Origin of the sequence: Paenibacillus taichungensis (assembly GCF_050994985.1) — a bacterium.
Lineage (GTDB): Bacteria > Bacillota > Bacilli > Paenibacillales > Paenibacillaceae > Paenibacillus > Paenibacillus taichungensis.
In genome coordinates, this window is record NZ_CP194720.1 from 1,047,873 (window position 1) to 1,074,141 (window position 26,269).

At 48.0% G+C, this 26,269-nt stretch carries 20 protein-coding genes; 19 read left to right on the forward strand and 1 reads right to left on the reverse strand.

What is annotated here, in order from left to right:
• Positions 1-5 precede the first annotated feature (5 nt).
• The 16 genes from ACR1R9_RS04780 to ACR1R9_RS04855 all read left to right on the forward strand — a co-directional run bounded on the left by ACR1R9_RS04780 (position 6) and on the right by ACR1R9_RS04855 (position 15,284).
• Entirely contained in the window at positions 6-365 is a 360-nt protein-coding gene (locus tag ACR1R9_RS04780) for a DUF3679 domain-containing protein (protein ID WP_433921600.1), read from the forward strand.
• A gap of 146 nt (positions 366-511) precedes the next feature.
• Positions 512-2,326 carry a translation elongation factor 4 gene (lepA, locus tag ACR1R9_RS04785; protein ID WP_076288069.1) on the forward strand — a complete coding sequence of 605 codons (1,815 nt, stop codon included), beginning with the start codon at positions 512-514 and terminating at the stop codon, positions 2,324-2,326.
• Positions 2,327-2,394: 68 nt separating this feature from the next.
• Positions 2,395-3,579 (forward strand): radical SAM family heme chaperone HemW, encoded by a 1,185-nt coding sequence (gene hemW, locus ACR1R9_RS04790; protein WP_024628499.1) that lies wholly within the window; start codon positions 2,395-2,397, stop codon positions 3,577-3,579.
• 117 nt (positions 3,580-3,696) lie between these two features.
• On the forward strand, positions 3,697-4,167 hold the full coding sequence (locus tag ACR1R9_RS04795) for an N-acetyltransferase (RefSeq protein ID WP_063567287.1): 471 nt from the start codon (positions 3,697-3,699) through the stop codon (positions 4,165-4,167).
• 253 nt (positions 4,168-4,420) lie between these two features.
• Entirely contained in the window at positions 4,421-5,452 is a 1,032-nt protein-coding gene (gene hrcA / locus ACR1R9_RS04800; protein ID WP_076288070.1) for a heat-inducible transcriptional repressor HrcA, read from the forward strand.
• Positions 5,453-5,491: 39 nt separating this feature from the next.
• Positions 5,492-6,067, forward strand: a complete 576-nt coding sequence (gene grpE / locus ACR1R9_RS04805; RefSeq protein ID WP_076288071.1) for a nucleotide exchange factor GrpE — start codon at positions 5,492-5,494, stop codon at positions 6,065-6,067.
• 156 nt (positions 6,068-6,223) lie between these two features.
• The gene (gene dnaK / locus ACR1R9_RS04810; protein ID WP_076288072.1) at positions 6,224-8,068 is read left to right on the forward strand and encodes a molecular chaperone DnaK; all 1,845 of its coding nucleotides are present in this window, start codon (positions 6,224-6,226) and stop codon (positions 8,066-8,068) included.
• Between the two features lie 129 nt (positions 8,069-8,197).
• A complete protein-coding gene (dnaJ, locus tag ACR1R9_RS04815; protein ID WP_099858444.1) occupies positions 8,198-9,322 on the forward strand; it encodes a molecular chaperone DnaJ in 1,125 nt (374 codons plus the stop codon).
• Between the two features lie 152 nt (positions 9,323-9,474).
• Positions 9,475-9,843 carry a hypothetical protein gene (locus ACR1R9_RS04820; protein ID WP_063567301.1) on the forward strand — a complete coding sequence of 123 codons (369 nt, stop codon included), beginning with the start codon at positions 9,475-9,477 and terminating at the stop codon, positions 9,841-9,843.
• Between the two features lie 270 nt (positions 9,844-10,113).
• A complete protein-coding gene (locus ACR1R9_RS04825) occupies positions 10,114-10,293 on the forward strand; it encodes a YfhD family protein (protein WP_024628492.1) in 180 nt (59 codons plus the stop codon).
• Positions 10,286-10,678, forward strand: a complete 393-nt coding sequence (locus ACR1R9_RS04830) for a hypothetical protein (RefSeq protein ID WP_433921599.1) — start codon at positions 10,286-10,288, stop codon at positions 10,676-10,678. Before ACR1R9_RS04825 ends, ACR1R9_RS04830 begins: the two co-directional genes overlap by 8 nt.
• Positions 10,679-10,840: 162 nt before the next feature.
• On the forward strand, positions 10,841-11,806 hold the full coding sequence (gene prmA / locus ACR1R9_RS04835) for a 50S ribosomal protein L11 methyltransferase (RefSeq protein WP_076288075.1): 966 nt from the start codon (positions 10,841-10,843) through the stop codon (positions 11,804-11,806).
• Positions 11,807-11,809: 3 nt separating this feature from the next.
• Positions 11,810-12,487, forward strand: coding sequence for a site-2 protease family protein (locus tag ACR1R9_RS04840; RefSeq protein ID WP_076288076.1), 678 nt, complete (start codon positions 11,810-11,812; stop codon positions 12,485-12,487).
• A 137-nt stretch (positions 12,488-12,624) separates the two neighbouring features.
• A complete protein-coding gene (locus tag ACR1R9_RS04845; protein ID WP_099858447.1) occupies positions 12,625-13,389 on the forward strand; it encodes a 16S rRNA (uracil(1498)-N(3))-methyltransferase in 765 nt (254 codons plus the stop codon).
• Positions 13,390-13,391: 2 nt separating this feature from the next.
• A complete protein-coding gene (gene mtaB, locus ACR1R9_RS04850) occupies positions 13,392-14,738 on the forward strand; it encodes a tRNA (N(6)-L-threonylcarbamoyladenosine(37)-C(2))-methylthiotransferase MtaB (RefSeq protein ID WP_433921598.1) in 1,347 nt (448 codons plus the stop codon).
• Between the two features lie 111 nt (positions 14,739-14,849).
• The gene (locus ACR1R9_RS04855) at positions 14,850-15,284 is read left to right on the forward strand and encodes an NUDIX hydrolase (RefSeq protein ID WP_433921597.1); all 435 of its coding nucleotides are present in this window, start codon (positions 14,850-14,852) and stop codon (positions 15,282-15,284) included.
• Positions 15,285-15,337: 53 nt separating this feature from the next.
• Here ACR1R9_RS04855 and ACR1R9_RS04860 read toward each other — a convergent pair whose 3' ends face one another.
• Positions 15,338-16,339, reverse strand: a complete 1,002-nt coding sequence (locus ACR1R9_RS04860; protein WP_076288079.1) for a Na/Pi cotransporter family protein — start codon at positions 16,337-16,339, stop codon at positions 15,338-15,340.
• Positions 16,340-16,856: 517 nt separating this feature from the next.
• Here ACR1R9_RS04860 and ACR1R9_RS04865 point away from each other — a divergent pair.
• From ACR1R9_RS04865 to addA, 3 genes are all read left to right on the forward strand, one after another.
• Positions 16,857-18,233, forward strand: a complete 1,377-nt coding sequence (locus ACR1R9_RS04865) for a class I SAM-dependent rRNA methyltransferase (protein ID WP_433921596.1) — start codon at positions 16,857-16,859, stop codon at positions 18,231-18,233.
• Between the two features lie 198 nt (positions 18,234-18,431).
• Positions 18,432-21,935, forward strand: a complete 3,504-nt coding sequence (gene addB / locus ACR1R9_RS04870; RefSeq protein ID WP_433921595.1) for a helicase-exonuclease AddAB subunit AddB — start codon at positions 18,432-18,434, stop codon at positions 21,933-21,935.
• Complete coding sequence (addA, locus tag ACR1R9_RS04875; RefSeq protein WP_433921594.1) at positions 21,932-26,251, forward strand: helicase-exonuclease AddAB subunit AddA; 4,320 nt, start codon at positions 21,932-21,934, stop codon at positions 26,249-26,251. Before addB ends, addA begins: the two co-directional genes overlap by 4 nt.
• Positions 26,252-26,269: the final 18 nt, after the last annotated feature.

The following is a 26,269-nucleotide window of genomic DNA, read 5'->3' on the forward strand; positions in this document are numbered from 1 at the left end:
GGAATGTGTCCAGATTCGGTAAAAGATTGTTTTCCATCTGTGTATTGATGTTGCTGGGTGTTCTGTTTGGAATGCAGCTGGCAGGCAGCAGCTTTAATAGGGGTGATGATTCGACTAGCAACCCTGCAGTGGTGAAAACGGAGCCGGTGACACCGGTTGCCGAGTCTGTTCCGACCACGTCCGTACAACAGGAGGTTAAAGAACCTCCAGCAGTACCTGTTCTGTCACCGAGTCAGGTGCTTGGCGCAGAGCAGAGCAAAGCGCCGGTCGACGTACTGGCTGACAAAACAGCAGGTCTTCTTCAAAATCTGTCCCATAACGGAATGAAGTGGGTTGTATCCTTATTTAGCGGAGTCGCTGAATAAAAGGCTATGAAATATAGGCAAAATATACCCTTGGAAGTTCGCAATTGTGACGATAATTATAAAGTTGAGGCAACGCGGGATTGATGCACCCTGCATCAACTGTTATAATGAAGTGATTGACACTAGGCTGTTTCTGGGGGTAAGGAATGACTGACATTCGGGCAAGACAACGTAAAATTCGTAACTTTTCAATTATTGCACATATAGATCACGGCAAATCAACACTTGCGGACCGGATCTTGGAGTACACAGGTGCGCTAACTACACGTGAAATGCAAGAACAAGTATTGGACCAAATGGAACTTGAACGCGAACGTGGAATTACGATCAAGCTGCAGGCGGTAGCGCTAACTTACAAAGCCGATGACGGCGAAGAGTATCTGTTGAATCTGATTGATACGCCTGGACACGTAGACTTCACATATGAAGTATCACGCAGCCTTGCTGCATGTGAAGGTGCTTTGCTGGTTGTGGATGCGGCTCAGGGTATTGAAGCCCAGACGCTGGCTAACGTGTACCTGGCATTAGATAATGATCTTGAAATTTTACCGGTAATTAACAAGATTGACCTTCCAAGTGCTGATCCGGATCGGGTTAAACAGGAAGTGGAAGATGTCATTGGATTGGATACAAGCAATGCAGTTTTGGCTTCAGCCAAAGCGGGTATCGGTATCAAAGAGATTCTGGAGCAAGTAGTGCAAAGTGTTCCTGCTCCACAAGGTGATCCTGACCAACCTTTGAAAGCGCTGATTTTTGACTCTCACTATGACCCATACAAAGGCGTAATTGTTTACGTACGTGTTGTAGACGGCAAAATCAAATCAGGTTCCAAAATCAAAATGATGGCAACAGGCAAGACGTTTGAAGTCATTGAAGTTGGAGCGTTCAAACCTCGCATGACTATCGTGGACGAGCTGAACGTAGGTGATGTTGGATTTATCGTTGCAGGTATCCGGCATGTGGGTGATACACAAGTCGGGGATACGGTGACAGATGCCAAAAATCCAACACCTGAACCTTTGCCGGGTTACCGCAAAATTAATCCAATGGTATACTGCGGTCTCTATCCGATTGAAACATCAGATTATGTTGACCTGCGCGAAGCGTTGGAGAAATTGCAGTTGAACGATGCATCGCTCAGCTTTGAGCCGGAGACTTCCAGTGCACTCGGTTTTGGATTCCGTTGCGGATTCCTTGGACTGCTTCACATGGATGTTATCCAGGAGCGGATTGAACGTGAGTTCAACATTCCATTGATAACGACTGCACCAAGCGTAATTTACCACGTGACGTTGACCAATGGTGAAGTTATGCAGATTGACAACCCATCCAACTATCCTGAGGTGGGAAGAATTGATTACGTTGAAGAACCGTATGTTAAAGCTTCGATTATCGTACCCAATGATTATGTAGGTACCATTATGGAGCTTTGTCAGAATAAACGCGGTGAATATGTGAATATGGAATATTTGGACACAACTCGGGTTACCATTACGTATGAGATCCCGTTGTCCGAGATTGTATATGACTTCTTCGATCAGTTGAAATCAAGCACCAAAGGATATGCATCCTTCGACTACGAGCTGTCCGGTTATCGTCAGTCTAATCTGGCAAAAATGGATATCTTGCTCAATGGTGAGCAAGTCGATGCCTTGTCCTTCATCGTTCACCGTGACCGTGCGTATAACCGCGGACGCATTATTTGTGAGAAGCTGCGCGAGCTGATTCCACGGCAAATGTTCGAGGTGCCAATTCAGGCATCTGTAGGTACCAAAGTTGTAGCTCGTGAAACGGTAAAAGCAATGCGTAAAAACGTACTTGCCAAGTGTTATGGCGGTGACATCTCGCGGAAACGGAAACTGCTCGAGAAGCAGAAGGAAGGTAAGAAGCGGATGAAACAGGTTGGTAACGTAGAGGTGCCGCAGGAAGCATTCATGGCGGTGCTGAAAATTGATGATTAATAACCAATAAACCAAGCTGAAAGGGAAGCCGGATGGCTTTCCTTTTTTCAAATAGAGGGGGACTTGCCATGACATTGGCAGCACACAGCCGGAAAACAGGTGCACCCCAAGCGGTGTATCTTCACATTCCCTTTTGCACAAATAAATGTTTTTACTGCGATTTTAACTCCTATGTATTGAAGGACCAGCCTGTTATGCAGTACCTTGAAGCGCTGGAACGGGAGATGGAACATACGGTTAAAGCAAATCCGCCAGGAGAAATCAAAACCATATTTGTGGGCGGCGGCACGCCGACTGCACTGAAACCGGATGAAATGGCCGTATTCCTGAAGTCCGTTAAGACCTATTTCCCGAACTGGGCAGATGATATTGAGTTTTCAATGGAAGCTAACCCGGGTACGACGGACGCGGAAAAGCTTGCGGTTATGAAAGAAGGCGGAGTAAACCGCGTCAGCTTTGGAGTACAGGCTTTTCAAAATGATCTGTTGACAGGTATTGGCCGGATTCATAATACAGATGATGTATACCGCAGTTTAGAAAATGCCCGAGCAGCTGGATTGCATAACTTGTCCATTGACCTGATGTTTGGTTTGCCAAACCAGACCGTCGAGATGTTGAACGAGAGTATCGATAAAGCGCTGGAGCTGGATTTGCCGCATTACTCCATTTACAGTCTGAAGGTGGAAGAGAATACTCTTTTCCATACGTTGTATCAGAAGAACCAGTTACCGCTTCCTCATGAAGACGACGAGCTGCAAATGTATCTTCTATTAATGAAGCGTATGAAAGAAGCAGGTTACGGACAATACGAGATCAGTAACTTTGCCAAACCCGGCTTCGAGAGCCGTCACAATATCACGTACTGGCGCAATGAGGATTATTACGGTCTCGGTGCAGGTGCGCATGGATATGTAGGCCGCGAACGCCATATGAATATAAAAGGTATAAACCCGTATGTTGAAGCTTCCAAAGGAGGTCTGCCGCGTCTCGATCATTTTGAGATCAGTCGCGCCGAGGCAATGGAAGATTATCTGATGGTTGGGTTGAGAATGCTCGAAGGTGCTTCATCCTCGCGGTTTAGCGATCAGTTCGGGGAGCCTATGGAGGAAGTGTTTGCGAAGCCTTTGGGTAAAATGCTGAATGCAGGACTGCTGGAGAAGACGCCAGACGGCTTCCGGCTTAGTGAGCAGGGCATCCTGTTCGGAAATGACGTTTTTGCCGAGTTTATCGGGTCTATATCGCTGAATTCGTAGCTTGAAATTCTATACGCTCTGTTGTATATTTATTCATATTGATTTTACAGAGCGTGTAATTTATACAACTACGAAGTCGGCTTTCCTCTGGAAAGCTTCTTATAGGAGGAGAGCTGGATGTCGGCCATATGCAGAAAAGCCGTACCGGAAGATGTTGAACCATTATTTGAAATGATTAAGGGCTATGCAGAGCGTGGGATCATGCTTCCGCGTTCACGGGAAGTACTGCAACGGCAGCTGGAGCACTTTGTTGTAGCAGAAGTGAATGGTCAGGTTGTAGGCTGTGGATCTCTCTGCCGTCTGGGAAATGATCTGGTGGAAGTCAGATCGCTCGGTATCTCCGAAGGTCACAAAGGCATGGGCATTGGCTCACTATTGCTGGACCGACTGGTAGAGGAAGCGGAGAAGCAGCAAATTCCCAAAGTCATGGCATTGACGTATGAAGTGTCCTTTTTTCTCAAAAACGGTTTTGCCGTGGTGAATAAGGAGATTTTCCCGGAAAAAGTATGGACCGACTGTGTTCATTGCAGCAAACAAGATTGCTGTGATGAGATTGCTGTATTGAAAGAGTTGAATATTTCAGCCTGATAAATGAATGAACCGTATGGATTGAGCCGAGTATACTCTATCTCACCTGCGGTTCTTTTTAATTCATGAGCTGTACAGTAAAGTTGTTATGTCTTGGAGACATTGGTCTATACTATAAATAGATGAGCGTACTCATCAAACTGACTTGACAATGCTCACGTCATTTTGGTATTTTTGTATTACCGCTTAGCACTCATCTAACCGGAGTGCTAACGACATGGGACAGTACAGTCAGAAGGAGGGAATACTCACCATGTTAACAGAGCGTCAACGAATGATTCTGAACGCTATAGTGGATGACTATATCCGTTCAGCTGAGCCCGTAGGGTCCCGGAGCATTTCCAAAAGGGGAGATGTTGGATACAGTCCGGCGACGATCCGTAATGAAATGGCGGACCTTGAAGATATGGGCTTTCTGGAACAGCCGCATACATCGGCAGGACGCATACCTTCACACAAAGGCTATCGATATTATGTCGATCATTTGGTTCCCTGGAATCAGGTGGAGCCACAAGAGCTGGACGACCTGAAGTCATTTTTCGCAGAAAAGCTGAACGTGATGGAACAAGTTATTCAGCATGCCTCAGTCATTTTGTCACATATGACGAATTATACTTCGATCCTGCTCGGACCGGAAGTTTTTCACACGTCACTTCGTCATTTTCAACTGCTTCCGCTTAATGAAAACGAGGCTGTAGCCATTATCGTAACGAACACGGGTCAGGTGGAGAACAAGACAGTTCAGATTCCACCCGAAATTTCGGTAGCGGAGATGGAGAATGTAGTTCGTTTATTAAACAGCAAGCTGGTTGGCGTGCCAATTTACAAATTAAAGTCTCGTCTCTACACCGAGCTTGGGCAAGAGATGGAACGGCATATTACACGTTATGAGGAAGTCATGCAGGTGCTGAACAGTGCCTTTGACAACGAGCATGACAATCGTCTGTTCCTTAGTGGTGCCACCAATATGTTGACCCAGCCAGAGTTTAAAGATATTGAAAAGGTAAAAGATATTCTTGACCTGCTGGATGAGACACCAACACTCATGAAATTGATGATGCCCGTGCAGGGTGGATCTGGTATTCAGGTGCGAATAGGTACCGAGAATGATCATGAAGCCTTCGCCAATTGCAGCCTGATAACGGCATCCTATTCATTGGATGGAGAGGCTTTGGGATCCATCGGAATTTTGGGACCTACGCGAATGGATTACGCACGTGTCATTCATATTTTAAATACATTATCCCGTGATTTGACGGCCATGCTAACGCATCGCTTCAAATAAGGGAATGAAGCATTTCATTCTTATAAGGAGGTGAACATCTTGAAAGAGGAGCAATCATTCGCAGCAGAAGAACAGGAACAACAAGCAACTACAGCAGCGGAACAGGAGCCTGTCAACGAAGCCGGAGCTGCAGAAGCACAGGCGGAAGAGATGACAGATCAGGAGCAAGATGAGATCGCACGTTTGAAGGCGGAAGCTGAGGAACATCAACAGCGTTTTGTCCGTGCGCAAGCTGATTTTGATAACTTCCGTCGTCGTACACAAAAGGAAAAAGAAGAACTGGCGAAATACGCTTCGATGAAGCTGGTCACCGAACTGGTGCCGGTCATTGATAACTTCGAGCGTGCCATGGCTACTGTACCGGAAGGTACTGAAGTCGAATCCTTCTCCAAAGGCATCGAAATGATCTTCCGTCAGCTGGAGACTGTGCTGAACAATGAAGGTCTGACGTCAATGGATACGGTAGGACAACCGTTTAACCCTGAATTCCACCAGGCGATTATGTCAGTGGAGAGCGACGAGTATGAAGAAGGTACCGTTGTAGAGGAAGTCCAAAAAGGCTATATGCTGAAGGATAAAGTACTTCGTCCGGCTATGGTCAAAGTTAGCTCATAATTTCTATTACAGAATGAATTGAGTTCACTCTTGATTGTACGATGCCACCGAAGTTTAATATAAAGGTTAGTACACACATAGAGCACGATTAGGAACAACAAATACAAATAAGGATCAATCTGATCCATTTAAATTGTCGAGGGAGGAAATTTTCCGATGAGCAAAGTAATCGGTATTGACTTAGGAACAACAAACTCATGCGTAGCGGTTATGGAAGGCGGCGAGGCTGTCGTTATTCCAAATCCGGAAGGCGCACGTACAACCCCATCCGTAGTGGGTTTCAAAAAAGATGGAGAACGCGTTGTCGGTGAAACGGCTAAACGTCAAGCGATCACAAATCCGGATCGTACGATCATCTCAATCAAACGTCATATGGGTACATCCCACAAAGAAACAATCGATAGCAAAGATTACTCTCCACAAGAGATCTCTGCAATCATCTTGCAAAAACTGAAATCCGATGCTGAAGCTTATCTGGGTCAAACGGTAACTCAAGCGGTTATCACAGTACCAGCCTACTTCAATGACAGCCAGCGTCAAGCAACAAAGGATGCAGGTAAAATCGCAGGTCTGGAAGTTCTGCGTATCGTCAACGAGCCAACAGCAGCAGCTTTGGCATACGGTATGGAGAAATCCGAAGATCAAACGATTCTCGTATATGACTTGGGTGGCGGTACATTCGACGTATCCATCCTTGAACTGGGTGACGGCTTCTTCGAAGTTAAAGCAACTAGTGGTGATAACCAACTGGGTGGCGATGACTTCGACCAAGTAATCATTGATTATCTCGTAAGTGAGTTCAAAAAAGATCAAGGCATTGACTTGAGTAAAGATAAAGCAGCGGTTCAACGTTTGAAAGATGCAGCGGAAAAAGCGAAAAAAGAACTTTCCGGCGTATTGACTACAACTATTTCCCTGCCGTTTATTACTGTGGCTGATGGCGTTCCTCAACATTTGGAGTTGAACCTTAGCCGTGCGAAATTCGAAGAAATCTCTGCTGGTCTGGTTGAGCGTACGCTTGAACCAACTCGTCGTGCACTGAGCGATGCTGGAATGACAGCTAACGATATCGACAAAATCGTCTTGGTTGGTGGTTCCACACGTATTCCTGCAGTACAGGAAGCAATCAAAAAACTGACAGGTAAAGACCCTCACAAAGGTGTTAACCCGGATGAAGTTGTAGCTTTGGGTGCTGCTGTACAAGCGGGCGTACTGACAGGTGACGTGAAAGACGTTGTATTGCTTGACGTAACTCCATTGTCCCTGGGTATTGAAACTGCGGGTGGCGTATTCACTAAAATGATCGAGCGCAACACAACGATTCCTACAAGCAAATCCCAAGTGTTCTCCACTTATGCAGACAACCAACCAAGCGTTGAGATTCATGTTCTGCAAGGGGAGCGTGAGATGGCAGCGGGTAACAAATCCCTCGGTCGCTTCATGCTGGGAGATATCCCTCCAGCTCCACGTGGCGTTCCACAAATCGAAGTTAGCTTCGATATTGATGCCAACGGTATCGTTAACGTATCTGCAACAGACAAAGGTACAAATAAAACTCAAAAAATCACCATCACTTCTTCCAGCGGTTTGAGCGATGCTGAAGTTGAGCAAATGATGAAAGATGCTGAGTTGCATGCTGAAGAAGATAAAAAACGCAAAGAACTCGTTGAAGCGAAAAACAGCGCAGATCAACTGATCTACTCTGTTGACAAAACGATCAAAGATCTTGGCGAAAAAGCTGACGCAGGTGAAGTTGAAAAAGCGAATGCTGCAAAAGAAAAACTGCAAGGTGTTCTGGCTTCCGACAATCTGGAAGACATCAAAGCCGCTACAGAAGAACTGACAGAGATCGTTCAACAACTGTCTGTGAAACTGTATGAGCAAGCACAGGCTCAAGAGCAAGCAGCTCAAGGTGCTGACGAGCAACAGGGTTCTGCAAAACGTGACAACGTTGTAGACGCTGATTACGAAGTTGTAGATGAAGATAAAAAACAAAACTAATTCACGATTTCTTGTGAATTAATCATCGGTGACGTTCGGATCGAAGGGAAAGTCATAGCCGGGGCTCCCGTGCTTTGGCTTTCCTTTTGTCACGATGTGCGATATGGTGAATGATATGGGGGTGGAAGAGTGGCTGAAAAACGTGATTATTATGAGGTACTCGGCGTCGGCAAAAATGCCAGCGACGAGGAAATCAAAAAGGCATACCGCAAGCTTGCCCGTCAGTATCACCCTGACGTAAACAAGGCTGCTGACGCGGAAGCCAAGTTTAAGGAAGTTAAAGAAGCTTATGATGTAGTCAGTGACGGTCAGAAGCGGGCACAGTATGATCAATACGGTCATATTGATCCAAATCAGGGCGGATTCGGCGGCGGTGGCGATTTTGGCGGCGGCGGCTTTGGCGACATCTTCGATATGTTCTTTGGTGGCGGCGGCGGTGGACGACGTGATCCAAATGCTCCGCAACGGGGGAACGATCTGCAATACACCATGACGATTGAGTTCAAGGAAGCGGTATTCGGTAAGGAAACTGACATTACCATTCCTCGTACCGAAGGCTGTGATACTTGTCATGGCTCAGGTGCGAAACCAGGAACTAAACCAGAAACCTGTTCCGTCTGCCAAGGTAGTGGTCAACAGGAAGTGGTTCAAAATACACCGTTTGGCCGTATGGTCAACCGTCGTGCTTGTTCGAACTGTAATGGTTCTGGACAAATTATCAAGGAAAAATGTACAACATGCAGCGGCAGCGGTAAAGTGCGCAAACAACGCAAAATTCATGTTCGCATTCCAGCGGGTGTAGATGACGGCGCTCAATTGCGTATGACTGGTGAAGGTGAAGGTGGTCTGCGCGGAGGACCAGCAGGAGATCTGTATATTGTCATCCGTGTGAAATCACATGATTTCTTCGAGCGTGAAGGCGATGATATCTATTGCGAAATTCCGCTTACCTTTGCTCAGGCCGCATTGGGAGATGAGATTGAAATTCCAACGCTGTCTGAGAAAGTGAAGCTAAAAGTACCTGCCGGTACACAGACAGGAACGTATTTCCGTCTCAAAGGCAAAGGCGTACCACGCCTGCGCGGCATGGGGCAAGGGGATCAGCATGTGAAAGTCGTTGTCGTTACGCCTAGCAAGCTGAATGACGAGCAGAAAGACCTGCTTCGCCAAATTGCTGCGCTGGATGGAGAACAAACTCATGAGCACGAGCAATCCTTCTTTGACCGGGTGAAACGAGCTTTCCGTGGAGACTGAGTCTTAATCATTAATTTAAAAAAAGGACACCACAGCGGTTTTTCCGCAGGGTGTCCTTTTTTGCATAATATGGGCGCGCTTGCGGAAAGATACCAGACATGAGCATTCAGTGGTTTACTGATGTGCCGAAACTAGGGAAGCAGGTGAACCGGATGACCGAAAAAAATATTTTGGCTTATTTCCATAGCCCGGAGCAAGCGGAAGGGGCAGCCAAAAAACTGGAGGCATTACGAGTGGAAGACCTGTCTATCAATCGATTCAGTCGTTATGCGGGTGTCGGGCCAAGCGGAGCATCTTATACACCAGGCGTATCAGGCAGCTTTTCTTCCTGGGTACCAGGTGCTCTAGGCACAAATGCCAGCGCGGGAATCATGGCGGCAGCAGATCCTTCTGCGAGCGGTATGAGCGATGGCGGACAAGAGGGTCCGACAGGCAGAGATGTACTACTGACCGTTGTTGTTGACGAGGCAGTACATCACCGTGCCCTATCCATTATCGAACAAGCCGGCGGTATGATTTAGTTTCACCAAATCTATATAAGATGGACAGAGCATTACACTTTAACGGAGAGTGTAGAACCAATCTGAAGAAGTGAAGCGTTCGCCTGAAAGCATTCGCAAGAAAGCTACTTCGGAAGCATACGCTATCACCGGATTTCTCCCTTTAAGAAGGGAGATGAAGAAATCTGGGGATAACAGCGATCGGAGGATGGTACTACAGTCGGAGTGGTACAGTGTAACAAGTATTAGTTCATTTTATATAGATACCTATTTTGAAGGAGGAGCATAACGATGGCAGAACATGAACGTCCAGGCAAGATTTTGACGAAAACGGAAAAGATGAAGAGAATGCAGTCCGCCAAAAATGAGGATGTGGAATTCAGTGCCGAAGCTGCGGATCATGAAGATATAGAGGCTTTGCGCCGCAGTGAAGCGGCCGATCGTCGTCAGGGTCGGGAGATTCATGACTGAAGGTCGCTCTGCAGTGATTATCGAAGCAGTGTTTACAAGCTGGTCCGAGGCTGAATCTGCACGCAGAGCTCTGGAATTGCTGCACCCGAACCAATTGAGTATCGAGAGTCTGAATGACACATCGTCTTCAGTGGATCGGGGAGCGGCTGAGAGCACAGTTAACTCAACCATGGCCGTGATTGGGGGATTCAGTGGTGAGCTGAATGTACTTTCCCTTATTAGCGACGAGACCGAAGTATTGTCGGGTGGACAAGTGTATGACGATCCGGAAGCTGGCTCTGAAGGCAGGCCCAAGCAAGAAATCTTGCTGACAGTATCCGTATCCAGTGACTCTCTCCCGCAAGCTGCAGAGATGATTACCCAGAATGGTGGACGCTTTTGCTAACAAGTTAATCGAGTGTAGTCATAATTAAAACAGGGTATTCGAGCAGTCAGGCTGCGGGTATCCTGTTTTTGTTGTTTCTTTTACTGCTGCGGTTTTGTACTCCTGCTCGCTTGTGTAGTACAATGGTTGGGATGTTTGAAAAATGAGGAGGAAAAACGAAGTATGTTATGGCATGAACTAACAATACATACCACAGAAGAAGCTGTGGAGATGATTTCGAATTTTTTACATGAAGCGGGTGCTGGAGGGGTCTCAATTGAAGAGTCCGGTACTTTAAATAAAAAGCGGGATACAACGTATGGCGAGTTGTACGAGTTTCCATTGAATGATATTCCTGAAGGCTTTGCGGTCATTAAAGGATACTTTTCCGAAGGTACGGACATGGATGCATTGCAATCTGAAGTAAGTCCACGCATTGAGCAACTTTCCGAATTCGATATCCAAACGGGGGAGGTTCGTTTTGAGACTCGAACAGTGGATGAAAATGACTGGGCGAACGCCTGGAAACAATATTTCAAGCCAGTACGTGTCTCGGAACGTCTAACCATTAAACCGACATGGGAAGAGTATACACCGGAAAGCCCAAATGAGAAAATTATTGAGCTTGATCCAGGCATGGCGTTTGGTACAGGAACACATCCAACCACTTCGCTTTGTCTGCGTACACTGGAATCGGTCATTCAGGGTGGCGAGGAAGTCATTGACGTGGGTACAGGCTCTGGCATCTTGGCTATTGGAGCTGTCCATCTCGGAGCAAAACATGTGCTCGCGCTGGACCTTGATCCGGTTGCGGTAGCAAGTGCCAAGGAAAATGTGGAACTGAATGGGCTGGGACAACAAATTACGGTGAAAGAGAGTGATCTGCTGTCTGTTCTGGGCAGTCAGGACCCTGCGCTGGGCGTGAAGCTTCCGGTGAAAGTTATCGTTGCCAACATTTTGGCTGAGATTATTATGCTGTTTGTGGATGATGTCTATCATGCGCTTGAGTCTGGCGGCGTTTATATTACTTCAGGCATCTGGAAAAATAAAGAGCAGCTTGTCCATGATGCGCTCGTTGCTTCCGGCTTCGAAATAAGTTCGGTGCACCGCGATGAGGACTGGGTCGCGTTTGTGGCCAGAAAGAGGTAACCGATGGACTTAAACTCGTTCTTTCGTTATCCGCTGGATCAACTGCCGTTTTTCCTGTTGGCGATTCTGATTGCTTTTACGGTGCATGAATTCTCTCATGCCTATTTTGCCAACAAATTCGGCGATCCAACAGCCAAGCTGCTGGGCAGGGTTACACTGAATCCAGTTGTACATTTTGACTTGTTTGGTGTGCTACTGCTCCTTATTGCTGGTTTTGGTTGGGCACGCCCTGTTCCAGTGAATCGGGCCAACTTTGACAAACCGAGATTAATGGGTGTCATTGTATCTGTAGCAGGGCCTGTGAGTAACTTGCTGCTCGCGATCATCGGTACGATCATCTATGCATCCCTGGTTGGTTCGGGGGCATTGGGTGGCATTGAGAATGAACGGTTGCTTACGGCAATCTCCATGTTTTTCTCCATATTTAACCTGACGAACTTTTTCCTTTTTCTCTTTAATCTTATTCCGTTACCTCCATTGGACGGATATCGAATTCTGGAGGATATTCTGCCGCCTTCAATCAGCCGCAAACTACAAGGGGTAGAGCAATGGTCCATATTTATTTTCCTGTTGATCCTTGTTATTCCTCCATTGCAAAATGCGACGATTCAACCTTTATATCAATTTGCCCAGAATATGTATCTGGATCTGGCAAGGCTAATCATCGGTTTATATCGTTAGAAACGTATAGTGTATGGGACTGAAATACTGGTCAGAAGGACATAAAAGTTGTATGATCATCTGTGGCGATTGGATTCACGCCGGCCATCAGCGGGGTGAATTCCAGTCATAACAGGATAGAATGGGTGGACAGACTAATGCAGCGTTATTTTGTATCTGCAGAACAGTTTAATGAACATTCCGTGGTCATCACGGGTGATGATGCACGCCATATCGGCAAAGTGATGCGTGGTAAACCTGGAGATAAACTGATTGTCAGTGACGGAAACTCCAAAGAAGCTTTGGTGCAGATTGAAAGCATCGAAGCCCAGCAAGTAACAGCGAATATTGTGGAATCTCTCGAAATGGACCATGAAGCGCGTATACGTGTAACCGTGGCTCAAAGCTTGCCAAAAGGCGATAAGATGGAGACGGTCATTCAAAGATGTACAGAGATCGGAGCGGTTTCCTTTGTTCCTTTCCTGTCTGAGCGTACGATTGTGCAATATGATGCCAAGAAAGAAGGCAAACGGTTGGAGCGGTGGCGGAAAATCGCGAAGGAAGCCGCTGAACAAAGCCATCGGAACCGCATTCCATCCGTCGAGCAGCCACTTTCCTGGAAAGGGCTGCTATCTTCTTTTGAGGGCTACAGTCTGGTATGTTATTGTTATGAAAAGGAAAATGGCAAGCAGTTAAGAGACGCTTTGAAGCCGTTTGTGGAGCAGCTTGCACCTGGTGCGAGTGCAGAAGTGTTGATCGTTGTTGGACCTGAGGGCGGATTCTCGGAGAGGGAAACGATTGAAGCCGATCAGGCGGGTGCTGTATCCGTTGGACTGGGCAAACGCATCTTGCGGGCCGAGACAGCTGGAATGGCGGCGCTAACTTGCGTCTTATATGAATCCGGAGAAATGGGGGGAATGTAATTATGCCATCCGTGGCGTTTTACACCTTAGGCTGCAAAGTTAATTTTTATGATACAGAGGCGATTTGGCAATTGTTCAAAAACGAAGGATACGATCAGGTAGACTTTGACGAACAGACAGCGGATGTATACTTGATTAATACTTGTACAGTAACCAATACCGGCGACAAAAAAAGCCGCCAGATTATCCGTCGTGCCATTCGGCGCAACCCGGATGCGATTGTAGCCGTTACAGGCTGTTATGCGCAAACTTCTCCGGCAGAGATTCTGGACATCCCTGGTGTGGATCTTGTTATCGGTACACAGGATCGGGACAAAATCTTGCCATATGTCAATGAAATTCAGGAATCTCGTCAGCCCGTCAATGCTGTGCGCAATATCATGAAAACGCGGGTATTTGAAGAGATGGACGTACCGGATTTTGCCGATCGTACCCGTGCATTTCTGAAAATTCAGGATGGCTGCAATAACTTCTGTACGTTCTGCATTATTCCGTGGTCACGTGGACTTTCCCGTAGCCGGGAAGCAAATAGCATCATCCAACAGGCTCATCAACTGGTGCACGCCGGGTACAAGGAAATTGTCCTGACAGGCATTCATACTGGTGGATACGGGGATGACATGGAGAATTACGATCTGACAGATCTGCTATGGGACTTGGATAAGGTAGAGGGCCTGGAGCGTATTCGGATCAGTTCGATTGAAGCCAGTCAGATTGATGATCGGATGCTGGATGTGATCAAACGTTCAGACAAACTTGTGCGGCACTTCCACATTCCGCTGCAAGCGGGTGATGATACCGTACTGAAACGTATGCGCCGTAAATATACGACCGAAGAGTTTTACAATAAAATGCTTCGCATTCGGGAAGCGATGCCGGATGTAGCGATTACAACCGACGTTATTGTTGGGTTCCCGGGTGAGACGGATGAGATGTTCCGTAACGGCTACGAGCTGATGAAGAAAATCGGTTTTTCCGAAATGCACGTATTCCCATATTCCAAGCGGACCGGAACACCGGCAGCGCGTATGGAGGATCAGGTGGATGAGGAAGTTAAAAATGCACGCGTGCATGAACTAATTGATCTATCCGAGCAAATGCAACTGGCATACGCCAAACAGTTTGTGGGGCAAGTACTGGATGTCATTCCTGAAGGTGAAGCCAAGGGCTGTGAAGGCAGTGGTAAACTGCACGGTTATAGTGACAATTACATTCAGCTGGTCTTTGATGGTTCCATGGATATGGTAGGCAAAGTATGCCGTGTCAAAGTGACCGAGGCGGGTGTGAATGAAAGCCAGGCTACGCTGGTTCGAGTGTTGGAGGAAAATCTCAAGTCCGCAGCGATGTAATCGAGGCGTCAGAAACAAGGATTTCATTTCCTTGGGGAGCGTACCCGTGGAGATGAGGTCCTTCTTTTTCCAAAAAAAGATAAAGACAATTCCGTAATGGGGGAGAGCAACATGAACAGAAAAGAAATTTCGGCAGGCGGAGTCGTCTACCGCACGGGAGAAGACGGAAAGCTTCAAATTCAACTGATTGTAGATCGCTACGGCAAAACGACTCTCGCCAAGGGCAAAATGGAAGATGGAGAAACGGTGGAACAGACTGCACTACGTGAGATTCTGGAAGAGACAGGCATAGTTGGCCGAATAGTAGAACCCGTCGATATCATCGCCTATACGTATCAGCATGCAGAGCTTGGTCCGGTGGATAAGGAAGTTCATTATTATCTCGTTGAAGCGGAAAGCGGCGACCTGCAGCCTCAGATTGAAGAAATCAAAGGTGTGGATTGGTACACTCCGGAAGAAGCTTGGTCCAGACAGCAGCAAAGTGGATACGATAATAACGATGACATTTTACGTGTGGCACTAAGCAAATTAGGCATTAACGTATAGCTATTTTCTGTTGCGTGACGTATCGCTACTGTTTGTTAAGAGCTTTTTGAGCATCAGGCCACGGGTGACTTCGCCACTGGGGTGGAGACCGGTGGTTTTTTGTGCCAAATCGGCAAGTAACAGAATGGCAAGGCAAGCAGTGAACTGGTGACGTTAAAAAGGGTCTGGGCGTGCGCAATCTGCGCCCCGTTATCCGCTGATAGCCAGGCCGAAGCTGCATGCAGCTGGCCGATCAGCGGCATAAATAGCAGCGCCCCCGCTATGTTTAATACGACATGGGAGGCTGCGACAAATTTGCCCGCGGATGCTCCGCCAGCGGCAGCAATCACGGCGGTGATACAGGTCCCCACGTTCGACCCGATCACAATAGCGATGCCGATCTCCACAGGCAGTACGCCTGTGGCTGCAAGCGTAATCGCCATGCTAATGACAGCTGCGCTGCTATGAATTAGGGCCGTCAGACAGGCACCTGCCAGAAAGCCCCACCACAAGCTGTCTGCTGATCGATCCAGGAACCACTGGAATACACCCATACTACGCAGGGGTACGGCAATGGATTGCATCACTTGAATGCCTGTCATGACGAGGGCAAATCCGGCTGACGCGAGAAAGCTGTATTGCATCGTAAACAGTGTCCGGCGTGTGCGTTCAGGAGCGAACTGATTTCGTTCACCAAGCACAACAAAGACGGCCCAGCCTGTCAGAGACAAGGCAAGCAGAGGCAGGGAAACACGCCCAATCTGCAATCCGACCAACTCGGTGGTCAGGCACGTCCCGATGTTGGTGCCAAGAATAATGCCAAGTGTGCGTCCGTAGGTAATTAATCTGGCGTTCGCCAGTCCAATGGTGAGTACGGTGACGGCAGTACTGCTTTGCAGCAGGGCTGTAGCGCCCGCGCTAAAAGCCATGCCTTTCCAGGGAGCAGAGGTAGCCCGGCCCAGCCATCCAGCCAGCATGGGCCCGGCCATCCGCTGTAAGGCTGTTTCCATCAGCTTCATCCCGCCAAAAAAGATAAGAAGCCCATACAATAGGGGCAGCACAACATCTCTGAACATGAGTTAACATCATTCCTTCCGTGCATATCCTTATTCTCATCCTATGAGTAAATAAGGACAACCATGACAGGCTAACGGAATTCTGGAATCAACAGCGTCTGAAAGACCGAGAAGTTTCCTTAATGGTCACCCAAAATACCGCACCCCCAATCAAAAGATACGGAGATTCTGCAAACGTAGCGGAGGAGGATGGAATTGGAACTGTAGAAGCGAAACGCTTACGGTCATATGGGTTGATCTAAAGATTCACACGATAACGGAGAGGGCAGAAAAAACCTGAAGAAGCGAAGCGCTCGCCTTTATCCCCGGATTTTCCCTTCTGAAAAGGATATCAAAAAAAATCTGGGGATAACAGCGATCGGAAGGTTGTTCTGTCATCGCAGTGGCAAGTGTGGAATTTGAGATTCACCTGTACAACGACGTAACGGTTATCGAAAGTCCAATCCATCCCCGTAGCGGTCACCTTTGCACCAAACCTATCTTTTCAACAACTAACTATGAAAGAAGTGGATCTATCTTGCCATCAGTTACACTGGAACGCAGCCGCAAAAAGCGGCTTGAACATGCACATCCATGGATATATAACAATGAAATTGCCTCTGTTGAAGGAAACCCCGAACCGGGAGATCTGGTCAACGTATTGAATCACCAAGGTCGCTATCTTGCGACGGGATACTATAATCCTGCATCTCAAATCACAGTTCGAGTCGTGGCGTATCAACCTTTGGAGTTTGAACAGATGGACACCGCGTTTTTTGCAGCGCGTTTCCGCGATTGCTTGCGCCACCGGGAGCGTTTTATCCAGGATGGAGAGGCATACCGTCTCGTTTATGGGGAAGCTGATTTCCTGCCAGGACTGATCGTTGACCGTTTTGGCAGCATCCTTGTTGTTCAATTGCTCACACTCGGCATGGACCGTTGCCGCGAAGCGATTGTACAAGCTCTAATTGAAGTGATGCAGCCGGAAGGCATCTATGAACGCAGTGATGTATCCATTCGTGAACTGGAAGGTTTGGAGCAGACGAAGGGACCATTGTACGGGGAGTGCCCTCGTCATGTCACGGTAACGGAGAATGGATTGCTTATTAAGGTGGATATCGTGGAAGGTCAGAAGACAGGGTACTTCTTCGACCAACGCGAGAATCGTGCAGCCATTGAACCACTTATGAAGGGTTGGGGTTATAAGAGTGGTATTACGCTCCAACAGACTGAGCAGGATGGTACGCAGCAGTTGCTTCCTGTGAATAAAAGTGGCAAGGTTGTGACGTTCCCTTATTGGGATGGGGCCACTGTGCTGGAATGTTTCTCCCACACAGGCAGCTTCACATTGAACGCCTGCAAATATGGAGCAAAAAAAGTAACATGTCTTGATATCTCAGAACATGCGATTGAAAGTGCACGTACCAACGTAGAGCTGAACGGTTTTACTGATCGGGTCGAATTTGTCGTTGCGGATGCATTCCAATACTTGCGTGAACAGGTGAAAGGCCTAGATGAGCGTAACGTACGTGCACGTGCTGGTGAACAGAAAGTGGATACGTCCAAAGCGCTTGCAGCCGGTGGTAAAACATTTGATGTGGTTATCCTCGATCCACCAGCCTTTGCCAAAACGAAATCAGCAGTCAAAGGCGCATGCCGTGGATATAAGGATATCAATCTCCAAGGAATGAAGCTGGTGAATGAGGGTGGGTATTTAGTAACGGCAAGCTGTTCATACCACATGCGTCCGGATCTCTTCCTAGAAACTATTGCGGATGCAGCCGAAGATGCAGGCAAAGTACTGCGTCTGATCGACTGGAAAGCAGCCGGTAAGGATCACCCGCAAATTTTGGGCGTAGACGAAGGTCATTACCTGAAATTTTCCATCTTCGAAGTACGCAGCAAAAAGAATTAATTGAGCGCGATTTCATTTTAAGATCGAATATACATTTACGCAAAGAGTCCACTGTTTTCATAAGCTGTGGGCTCTTTGCTATGCTCGTGGAGAAGCTTTCTGTAATTGCCGGATAGTGGCAAACGTATGTTCCGAACCAAGTCAGATATGTTATACTGGGAATTAAAATCTTGTTCGTGATGGTTTGGAGGATTAAACATGTCCGTACGCTTTGTTATTGGCCGGGCAGGCAGCGGTAAGAGTGCGCTGATTACCCGGGAAATCACATCCCTGCTTCATAAGGAACCACAAGGTAAACCACTGATTCTTCTGGTCCCGGAACAGAGTTCGTTTCGAACTGAACAGTCACTGGTATCTTCAGGGGCTATTAAAGGTACCATGCGTGCTGAAGTGCTTGGTTTTCGCCGATTGGCCTATCGGGTAATGCAGGAGGCAGGTGGTTCTGCACGTATTCCCATTGGGGCTGAAGGCAAAAAAATGCTGCTCTACAAAGTGCTTCAGCGTCGAAAGGAAGAATTGAAGTTGTTTGGAGCATCAGGCAGCCAGCTGGGATTTATAGGAGACTTAAATGATTTATACAGTGAGTTTAAACGTTATGAACTTGACCCCACTTCACTTGAAGAAGGACTTTCCGCATGGAATACTTCCTCTTCTGCACCGATTCTGGGAGACAAGCTGCATGACTTGCTACTTATATACCGTGATTATGAAAAGGAATTAACCGAACTATATATCGATGATGAAGACACGTTGACTGAACTGACAGAGCGGTTGCCGGAGAGCACGTTGCTGCAAGATGCACAGATCTGGATCGATGGATTTCAGGGATTTACTCCGCAGGAAATGAGTGTCATTGGAAGATTGATGCTGCAAGCTTCTTCCGTCACAATTGCATTGACGTTGGATCGTGCTTACGACCACGGCGCACTTCCAGCAGAACTGGAGCTGTTCCATCCCACAGCGAGTGCATATGCACGTCTCAAAGGTATGGCTGAGGATCTGGGTGTTTTTAATGAGACAACCGTGCTTCAACCGGAAGTTTTGCCGAGATATGAGGGCAGTCCTGGACTGGCGCATTTGGAGGCTGGCTTTGATCGCAGAGTTCGCTGGAAGAGCGAGGGGCGTGATGCAGGTGTCCGACTGTACGTCGCTGAGAACCGCCGGACTGAGATGGAAGGAGCACTTCGTGAGATGCGTCGTCTGGCGCAAGATGAAGGTGCGCGTTATCGAGATATGGCAGTGCTTGTTCGTCAGTTGGATACATATGCCGACATTGCTGAGCCCCTATTCAGGGACTATGGCGTGCCTGTCTTTCTGGATCGGAGAAGAAATGAACTACATCATCCATTAGCGGAATTTATTCGTTCAGCACTCGATATCGTTCGCCGTCGCTGGCGTTATGAGGATGTATTTCGCTGTGTGAAAACGGATCTGCTGCTTCCACGGGGCGGTTCCATTACACGTGAAGATATGGACCAGCTCGAAAATTATATATTAGCTTGCGGAATTCACGGATACCGCTGGACAGATGGCAAGCCATGGAAGTATGTACCCAGCCTGTCCTTGGAAGACAACGATCAGGATGTCCGCAGCAGGGGCCGGGAGCAGATGCTGTCCTTAATGGAAAAATGCCGTACAGTGATTGTTGATCCACTGGGTGCTTTTGAGAAACGAATGAGCAAGGCAAAGACAGCTAAAGACCAATGTGCGGCGCTTTACAGATTACTGGAAGATGCTGAGATTCCTTGGAAGCTGGATCAGATGTCTGCAGAAGCCAAAGCCCAGGGTGATCCGGAACGTTCGAGAGAGCATCGTCAAATGTGGGGTGCCGTTCTAGATCTATTAGATCAGATGGTTGATATGATGGGGGCCGAACGGCTGGATATCGATCTATTTGCTGGGCTGATGGAGACCGGATTAACCGAACTGAAGCTGGGACTTGTTCCTCCAGCGCTTGATCAAGTGTTGGTTGGATCGATGGATCGTACACGTCTTCAGGGTATCAAGTACGTATTTATTCTGGGTGCAGTAGATGGTGAACTGCCTGCTGTGCCTCAGGATGATGGTGTATTAACTGAGCAGGAACGGCTGTTATTGACAGAGAGAGGACTGGGGCTTGGGCCGGGAGCAACAAGACAAATGCTGGATGAACGCTTTCTGATCTATACCGCCCTGACAGCGGCGAGCAAGCAGTTATGGCTGAGTTATCCTGTTGCAGATGATGAAGGGAAAACATTACTGCCCTCGGAAATTGTACGACATGTACGGAAGATGTTCGGTCTGCATGAGCAGCCATTGCTTGCCCAGCCGCCGGTTACGGATGCTGAAGAGATACACTGGTCTTATGTTAACCATCCTGGTCAGAGCCTCTCTTATCTCATCGGACAATTGCGCAGATGGCGCCGTGGAGAAGATATTCCTGAAATGTGGTGGGCGATCTATAACTGGCATGTCTCTCGGGAGACGAGCAGACCTCAGCTGAAACAATTGCTTGGATCGGTCTTTTATCGCAATCGGGCGTTACCTCTACGTACGGCTACTAGCCGTAGATTATATGGCACAGAGGTAAGGACCAGTGTCTCCAGGATGGAGCGTTTTGTGGCGTGTGCGTTCTCCCATTTTGCATCCCACGGGCTACGCTTGAAAGAGCGCCAGCTGTACCGCTTGCAAGCCCCTGATATTGGACAATTGTTCCATGCAGCCTTGAGTCAGCTTGCCATACGTTTGCGTGAGCAGAATCGTAGTTGGGGCAGTCTGTCTCCAGATGAATGTCGGAAGGAAGCGGAGCACACCGTGGAGCAGATTGCACCACAGTTGCAGGGAGAGATTTTGCTTAGTACCAAACGGTATGGTTACATCTTCCGGAAGCTGAAGGATATCGTTAGCAGGGCGTCCGTTATTCTGGGTGAACAGTCCAGACGGGGAAGCTTTGAACCGATTGGGTTGGAGCTTGATTTTGGGCCAGGTAAACCCCTGCCACCCCTTCGTTTTGAATTGGAAAATGGCTGTGTGATGGAGATCGTGGGTCGGATCGACCGTGTGGATGTGGCTGAAGGAGAGAATGGCCTGCTGCTGCGGGTCATTGATTACAAATCGAGCCAGACCGATCTCAAGTTGCATGAGGTGTATTATGGCTTGTCATTACAGATGCTCACGTACCTGGAGGTACTGCTTAGTGCTGCCGAGGAGTGGCTTGGAGAATCGGCTATGCCTGGAGGAACACTCTATTTCCATGTGCATAATCCGTTGCTTCAATCGGCGAATGGCATGACTTCTGAGCAGGCAGGACAAGAACTACTGAAACGGTTTAAAATGAAGGGCTTGTTACTCGCGGACCGGGATGCGATCGCTCAAATGGACAATACCTTGGACAAAGGCTATTCGGCCATTATTCCGGTTGCGCTTAAGGCAGATGGCAGTTTTTATAGCAGCGCTGCTGTAGCTACGCCAGAACAATGGGATACCTTGCTTGCTTCAGTTCGCAGTAATATTCGTGAGATTGGCACCCGGATTACGGACGGGGATGTGGCGATTGAACCTTACCGTATCCAGCAGGAGGTTGCATGCACCTTCTGTCCGTACAAGCCAGTCTGTCAATTTGATGAAAATATCGAAGGCAATGAATATAATCTGTTGTCTAAACCGGGCAAACAGCAAATCTGGGACATGCTGTCTCATGACAAAGGAGGGGAAACATCATGACGATTATGCCAAAACCGGAGGGAAGCTTCTGGAGTGATGACCAATGGAGTGCCATCTCACAGAGTGGGGAAGACATTCTGGTTGCTGCTGCAGCGGGTTCCGGGAAGACGGCCGTATTGGTTGAACGGATTATTCGTAAGATTGCAGACCCTTCCCGCGGATTCAGCGTAGATCGTTTGCTGGTTGCAACATTTACGAAAGCTGCTGCGGCGGAGATGAAGCAGCGGATACGGGAAGCACTGGAACGTGCACTTGAAGAGCAGCCTGCCGAAGAACATTTGCGCAAACAACTTTCACTACTTGGGCGGGCATCCATTACGACACTGCATTCATTCTGTATGGAGGTCATTCGTCGTTATTATCAGCAAATTCCGCTAAACCCGGCTTTCCGGATTCTGAATGAAAATGAAGCCGAGATTATGCGGCAGGAATTGTTGGAGCAGTTGTTTGAGGAAAAGTATGGGGAAGAAGATGAAGGCAGTACATTCCGCGAATTGGTGGATTGGTTCAGTGGGGAACGAAACGATGATGCCATGCATCGACTTGTGCAGCGTTTGTATGATTTCTCACGCAGTCATTCCTGGCCGGATCATTGGCTTGCGGAGATGGCATCTGCTTTTCAGGTGGAAAGTGTCGAGGCACTTGGGCATTCTGCATGGGTTCAGAGTATTTTGCGTGATGCGGCTCTTGCCCTAAGTGGTGCGGCTGGTCTGCTGCGTCAAGGAATCAGCATATCTATGCAGCCGGAGGGTCCGAAACCTTATGCAGATACATTAAAAGAAGATTTGGCAATGGTCGAAGAGCTTCTGTCAGCTGTTGAGGTCATGCCGTGGGAAAGATTGCCTGAAGTGTTTCAGCCAGCATCTTTTGGCAAGCTGAAGCCTTGCAAAAAGGACCAGACGGACCCGGGGTTACAAGAACAGGTCAAGGAACTGCGTGAGGCTGCGAAAAAAGCCGTTACGGATCTGAAAGGGTCATTGTTTGGAAGAAGTGCGTTTTCTTTCTGGCAGGAGCTGGAGCAGGCGGCACCACTAATGCAGGAATTGTCCAAGCTGGTCAGTGCATTTGGAGAGCGATATCGACAGGCCAAGAGGGAACGCGGTCAGGTTGATTTCAGTGACCTGGAGCATTACTGTCTTCATATTTTGCGCCATGAGGATTCAACTCCTGAGCTATCGATGCCTTCGGATGCGGCAATGGAATATCGGGCACGTTTCGATGAAGTGCTGCTGGATGAATATCAGGATACTAATACGGTGCAGGAAGATATCGTCAGACTGATTTCCAGAGAAAATCCAGGAAATCGATTCATGGTTGGTGATGTAAAACAGAGTATTTACCGTTTTCGTCTGGCTGAACCCGGTCTGTTTCTGAACAAGTATCGTCAATACGCAGCGAATTCGGATATGGAAGTGGACGGAGAGAAAGAGTCATTGCATGCAGGAAGACGTATTGATCTTGCGCGTAACTTCCGCAGTCGTGCAGAAGTAGTCCACTCGGTCAATATGTTATTCAAGCAGCTCATGAATGAAGGGGTAGCTGAGATTGCCTATGATGAACGGGCGCAGCTCGCTTATGGGGCTACTTTCCCGGCAGAGACGCTTGGGGATGAGGCATACACACCTGAACTTATGCTGATTGATCGTCAAGGCGGAGGACCTGATCTGACGGAAAGCACGGACGAGAATGGAGATGCTCTGCCTTCTGCCGAGCTGGAGAGTGCCGAGCTCGAAACCGCCCAGCTGGAGGCTCGGGCCATGGCTCGACGTATTCGTGAAATGGTTGGAGATACGGATAAACCAGCCCTTAACGTTTATGATAAAGCCCTCAAATCCATGCGACCTGCGCGTTACGGAGACATAGTTATTTTGCTTCGTTCTGCCCTGATGTGGGCTCCACTCATGATTGAGGAATTCAGACAGCAGGGTATTCCTGCCGGAGGGGAGCAAAGCAAAGGGTATTTCCAGGCGACGGAAGTGGAAGTGATGTTGTCCTTGCTGCAGATTGTGGATAATCCAAGGCAGGATATTCCGCTTGCTTCCGTGCTTCGTTCGCCGATTGTCGGACTAGATGAAGAGGAACTGGCTCAGATTCGCCTTGGGGACAAGCGACAGTCTTTCTATGATGCTGTTGTATCGGCTACAGGAGCATTCAATAGTTCGTTAAATGTTGTCGGGCAGCATGGTGAGAAAGTTTCGAATCCGGATTCATCTGCAATCCAGCTGCAATGGCCCGAAGTCTGGTCAGAAATGGAACAGGGGCAGCGGGAGTCGGCAGTATCCGCCGAAGCAGAAGTTATCGAACGTACACATGAATCCTCTGTACATGCAGATACAGATGAGCTTCTGGATGCTGGTATAGATGCAAGTATGGGTGGACGTATAAGCGACGATGCGGATAGGGACAACGGTACCAGCACAGAGCTGCAACAAAAGTTAATTCGCTTTATGCGTCAGTTGGAACAGTGGCGGCTTGAAGCCAGACAAGGCAGCCTGAGTGAACTCATTTGGCGAATGTACCGGGAAACGGGTTATCTGGACTGGGTTGGCGGCCTACCGGGAGGCATACAGCGTCAAAGTAATTTGAAGGCTCTGTATGATCGCGCTCGGCAATATGAGGAGGCAACGGCTAATCGTGGGTTGTTCCGCTTCCTGACCTATGTATCCAGACTACGTGAGAACGGGGGAGATCTTGGCACCGTTTCAAGTGGTTCTGGTGAGCAGGACAATGCGGTACGCATCATGACGATTCACCGGAGTAAGGGCTTGGAATTCCCTATTGTTTTTGTCGGGGGCATATCCAAAATGTTCAATCAGCAGGATCTGAATTCGCCGTTTCTGATGCATAAGGAGCTGGGGTTTGGCCCGAGGTTTGTTGATCGTGAGAATCGGGTTGCCTATCCAACCTTGGCGAATCTGGCGATTCGTCGTCGCGCCCAGTTTGAGCTGCTTGCCGAAGAGATGCGGGTGCTCTATGTGGCTTTGACCCGCCCAAAAGAGAAAATGATTTTGGTCGGTACGGTGAAAGATGTTGTTAAAAAGGCAGTGGCATGGTCTCAGATTAAAGACAGTCCGGAACGGGTATTGCCTGACTATCTGCTTGCAGCAGGACGTAGTTATCTGGACTGGATCGGTCCATCCCTGATGAGACATCCAGACGCAGCTTTGCTGCGTGAACTTGCGGGAGGCGCTGATTCATATGCTGCCTGTCTTGTGAATGATGAATCACGCTGGACTATTTCTGTCATTTCTGCTGATCAAGTATCCCGGGAAATATTTGTGGATCAGACGCTTGGTGAAGAAGACGGCATGACAGAAGTGCGGAAACATCGAATTGCTGCCCTAAAAGCAGTTCAGCCTGTGGAGCTGTTTCCTTCCTCCACTGAAGAAGAGATGATCGAGGATACACAAGATGCAACACTACGAGACATCAGTGAGGAAGCTGTATTTACAATAGGTGAGCAAGAGGGTCTACAGCTGCTTCGGGAAGTTGATAAACGGCTTTCATGGATGTATCCTCATCAAGCAGCAACGCAAGTAGCTGCCAGTACATCGGTTACCGAACTAAAAACATTGCTAGCCATGCAAGACCATCAGTCTTTACAGATGATGGAGGAAGTTGAAGAACAATCTGAGACTTCTGTGGATTATGAGGGCCGTGAAGTGAAGGATGGAGGATCGTCCTTTAAATTGCATCTACGTCGTCCCAAATTCATGGAGGAAAAACAATTGACTGGAGCCGAGCGTGGAACGGTGTATCATACGTTGATGCAGCATCTTCCTGTAGATGGTTCACCCATTGATTCGCAAATCGTTGAGCAGACACTTTTGCGGTTAGTTGAGCTCCAGATTTTGCTCCCCCATCAAGCAGAGGTTATTGAGTCTGATCAACTGGCCGAATTCTTCAATACAGAGCCTGGGACAGAATTGTTGCGTGCGGAGTGGGTGAAACGGGAGATTCCTTTTATTTATGGACTTCCGGCACATCATTCTCCTGCTGAATGGCTTCAAAGTCTGTCACCAGATGCAGGGATTCACACCTTGGAGGAAGACGGTAAGATGCAGGCATCACTAGAAAATGAAATGGTGCTGGTACAGGGGATTATTGACTGCCTGTATGAGGTGGATGGCGAGCTTATTTTGCTAGATTACAAGACAGACCGGGTGTTGGAACATCTCGGTGGACTGGACAAACTGACGGAAAACTATCGCTTTCAGCTGGAGCTGTATGGCCGGGCTATTGAGGATATTCTGGGTCGGAAAGTCGACCGGAAGTGGTTGTACTTTTTTGATGGCGGACTTGCTGTGAAAATATAAAGTGAAATTTTAAAACGG